This window comes from Lyngbya aestuarii BL J (assembly GCF_000478195.2).
GTDB classification, from domain to species: Bacteria; Cyanobacteriota; Cyanobacteriia; order Cyanobacteriales; family Microcoleaceae; genus Capilliphycus; species Capilliphycus aestuarii.
The window spans coordinates 1-3,626 of record NZ_AUZM01000147.1 but is presented as its reverse complement, the minus strand read 5'-3'; the positions used below and the strand labels follow the sequence as shown (position 1 = coordinate 3,626).

2 protein-coding genes and 1 pseudogene are annotated in these 3,626 nt (G+C 40.5%); all 3 read right to left on the bottom strand.

The annotated features are described in order from the left end of the window. Nucleotides 1–548, bottom strand: a pseudogene (locus M595_RS26920) (hypothetical protein); the annotation flags it as partial. A 189-nt stretch (nucleotides 549–737) separates the two neighbouring features. Beyond that, nucleotides 738–2,831 carry a phosphate acetyltransferase gene (gene pta / locus M595_RS26915; RefSeq protein WP_023069760.1) on the bottom strand — a complete coding sequence of 698 codons (2,094 nt, stop codon included), beginning with the start codon at nucleotides 2,829–2,831 and terminating at the stop codon, nucleotides 738–740. 116 nt (nucleotides 2,832–2,947) lie between these two features. Further along, nucleotides 2,948–3,625, bottom strand: coding sequence for a M50 family metallopeptidase (locus tag M595_RS26910; protein WP_052001916.1), 678 nt, complete (start codon nucleotides 3,623–3,625; stop codon nucleotides 2,948–2,950). Nucleotide 3,626 lies beyond the last annotated feature (1 nt).

Genomic DNA, 3,626 nt, shown 5'->3' with positions numbered 1-3,626 from the left:
TGATGTTCAATTGCGTAATCTTCTAACACAAATGACCAAGATTCATCTAAATTCACTTCTGTTCCCGGTGTTCCAGTGACGATGCTAGACCGAGGAATAAAAACATCACCAGAACCGGATTGAACACCAATTTCAACGGTGAGAGAATCTAACACCTCTCCTAACTGATAATCAAAGCCAAATTCTGTGGGAATCGGTTCAGTTAATAATTCAGTCACCAGATTTTTATTGAGGATTTCCCAAAAGTCCGTTTCATTGGGATAATTGACGAGAAAATCATCTATAAAATTGTAAATCTGAGTAAATTCTGGATACTCAAACGGATCATCTACACCGATTCCTTCTACATAATCATAACTCACGAAAATATCAATTACACCTTGTCCTTGGTGTTCGATGTCATACCCCTCAAAGCCAAAAGACCATCCCTCTTCTAATTTTACCGAAGAGAACATCGTTACTGCACGAGAAACAGCCGGATTAATAACGACCCCTAAACTTAGAGTAATGGTAGTTGCTGCCAGGTTGATCAAGTTTTTCAATTTCATGGGAAGTATTCCTTGATTTTAGTGCAAATAAAAACTAGGATGATGCACCTTTTAATGTTTGTTTTGCCTAGAGTATCAAGGATAACTGTGTAGAATTCAAGAGGGTTTTGTAAAAATTACCAGGCTTAACTTTACATGAGCTTTACATAACCGGGGGAAAATATAGTAAACTCTATATCGAAATTTCCCTCAAACGTCCTGAGATTGGGCTTGAATTGCGGTAATGGCAACGGTATTGACAATATCGGGAATTGTACACCCGCGACTGAGATCGTTAACGGGTTTTTTCAACCCTTGTAAAACGGGGCCAATTGCCACCGCATTTGCCGAACGTTGAACGGCTTTATAAGTGTTATTTCCAGTGTTCAAATCGGGGAAAATAAACACGGTTGCGTGTCCGGCGACTTCACTTCCGGGTAGTTTAGTTTTGGCTACACTTTCATCAACAGCCGCATCATATTGAATCGGCCCTTCTATTTTTAAATCCGGGCGTAATTGTTGAGCAATTTGAGTGGCTTCCCGAACTTTATCGACATCTTCTCCTTTCCCTGATTCTCCCGTCGAATAAGACAACATCGCCACCAAAGGTTCGATCCCAAAGGTTTTCGCAGTGAGTGCTGAACTAATGGCAATATCGGCGAGTTGTTGAGGATTTGGATTGGGATTAACTGCACAATCTCCATACACCAAAACCCGATCTTCTAAACTCATGAGAAACACACTCGAAACAATCGAACATCCCGGCTGAGTTTTAACAAATTCTAAGGCTGGACGAATGGTGTGAGCCGTTGTATGAACCGCTCCTGAAACCATTCCATCTGCAACCCCTTTGTACACCATCATTGTTGCAAAATAACTATTATCGTGCATCATATCGGCTGCACAATCTCGACTAATCCCTTTATGTTTTCGCAGTTCAAAATAGGTTTCGGCATAGTCTTCATACCAGTCAGAATTGCTCGGATCAACAATCTTAACACCGTCTAAATTCAACCCCAAAGCCGCAATTTTATTGTTAATTTCTGACTCTTGACCTAACAGCGTAATATCAACAACACCTCGTCGTAATAAGATCTCACTGGCTTGTAAAATCCGTTCTTCGTTTCCTTCGGGTAAGACAATATGTTTTTTATTCTTTCTCGCCCGATCAATTAACTCATATTCAAACATCAACGGTGTCAGACGATGAGAACGAGAAATCGAAATACGTTCGGCTATTTTTGAACCCTCTACATAGGACTCAAATATGCCTAAAGCAGTGGCAATTTTTCGGGGATTATCTGCGGTAATTCGCGCTCGAACTTGACTAATTTTAGTCGCAGTTTCAAACGTATCTTCTTCAACCATCATAATCGGTACACTCCACTGACTAAACCCATCAATGAGTTTATAAATACTCAGAGGAATTTGGATATTTCCCGTTAAGATAATTCCGGCAATATTGGGATAATTTTCTGATAAAGTTGCCACTAAACAGCTTAATAAAATATCCGATCTATCCCCTGGAGTGACAATTAAACTGCCTTCATCAATATGTTCGAGGAAGTGAGGAACTTGCATCGCCGCCACTTTGCAATCATGGACTTCTCGATTGAGTTGATCTCCATCCCCATGAATGAATTTTGCGTTAATTTTTTGAGCAACTTCTCCAATAGTTGGTTTCCAAAGAATTTCTTCTTCAGGTAATACAAAAACCGGATCTTCAGACGACCAACAGTTTTTAAATTTTTCGGTAATTGTACTAATATCTTCGGGTAAAACTCGGTTGACAATTGTCGCTGCAATTGTACATCCTTCTTCGATAAAAGCTTCTCGTTCGGAGCGAACTCCATCAACCACTTCCTCGGGTGTTTTTCCCTGTCCATTAGCAACAATAACAATCGCTGAACCTAAATCATTGGCGACTTGAACATTCAAATTAAAATCAAAGGCGGAAGTCACATCAACTGTATCAGCGCCTTCACAAACAATAAAATCACACTGTTGTTCTAGGGTTTTATATTTTTCTAGAATAACTTTGAGGAGTTGATCATAATGTCCTTCAGCGACGATATGTTGGGCTTGTTCGTGATTTAAAGCGTAGAGAGATTCATAGGGAAAATTCAGTTGATAACGACTGCGAATTAATTCAATATCAGGATCAGGTTGATCTCGACGATGAATAATTGGACGAAAAACACCCAATCGACCAATGCGTTTAGATAGTAATTCCATTATGCCGAGTAACACAAGAGATTTACCACTGTCGGAGTCTACTGCTGCGATATATAAGTTTGAAACCATAGAAGCCTCCCCTGGATACACGCCAGAAAATATCAGAATTTCAATGCTTTTTGCTGTGAAATCTTGGCTGATTTTTTGAGACTATATTTTTGACTGGGATGATAGAGTGTTGCTGGCTAATCTCGGTAAGCAATTCTGATACTCTGAACCAAAATTCCTACAGAAATTAGAATAATTAAACACGCCCAAAACCAATGGGGTAGAAAGAGTTGTTGAGCAATTTGTCCAGTATCAGAAATAATCATTCGACCTCCAATCACGGCTTTATTCATAAATAAATAACCCCGTTGATGGTAGGTACTAATAATCGCCTGCACACCTAAAAATTGAATCGCCCATCCTTGGAACCAATGGGGTGTTTTTAGGGCAGTAAATAACAAGCCAGCCCCCCACAGAGAAATCGCCACAATTCCAAATAGCGATCGCACCCAGATTAACACAGAAAAGAGTAATAAACCGCTAAGAATCATTAAACAAATCTGAGCATTTTTGTAGCGACGACTGGAAATAATAAATAATCCTCCCGCAAACGCCGGCCCTAATGGGCCACCTGCAGCCACCAACGCCAGTCCAATACGACCTAAAAATAACGAACCCGAATGTACCGCAAAGCCAGAACCGTTGGGAAGCATGACTAATTTTCGGAAGTCTCCCCCCAGGAGTAACGCTGTTAGTCCGTGACCCATTTCGTGAAACCAAGTGGCGAGAATTGAAAAGGGATAAAGAATATAATCTCCCCAAGAAAATTGCCACAAAACGAGGGTAACAGCAGCGGCGCCAATTAGCCAGCTTATC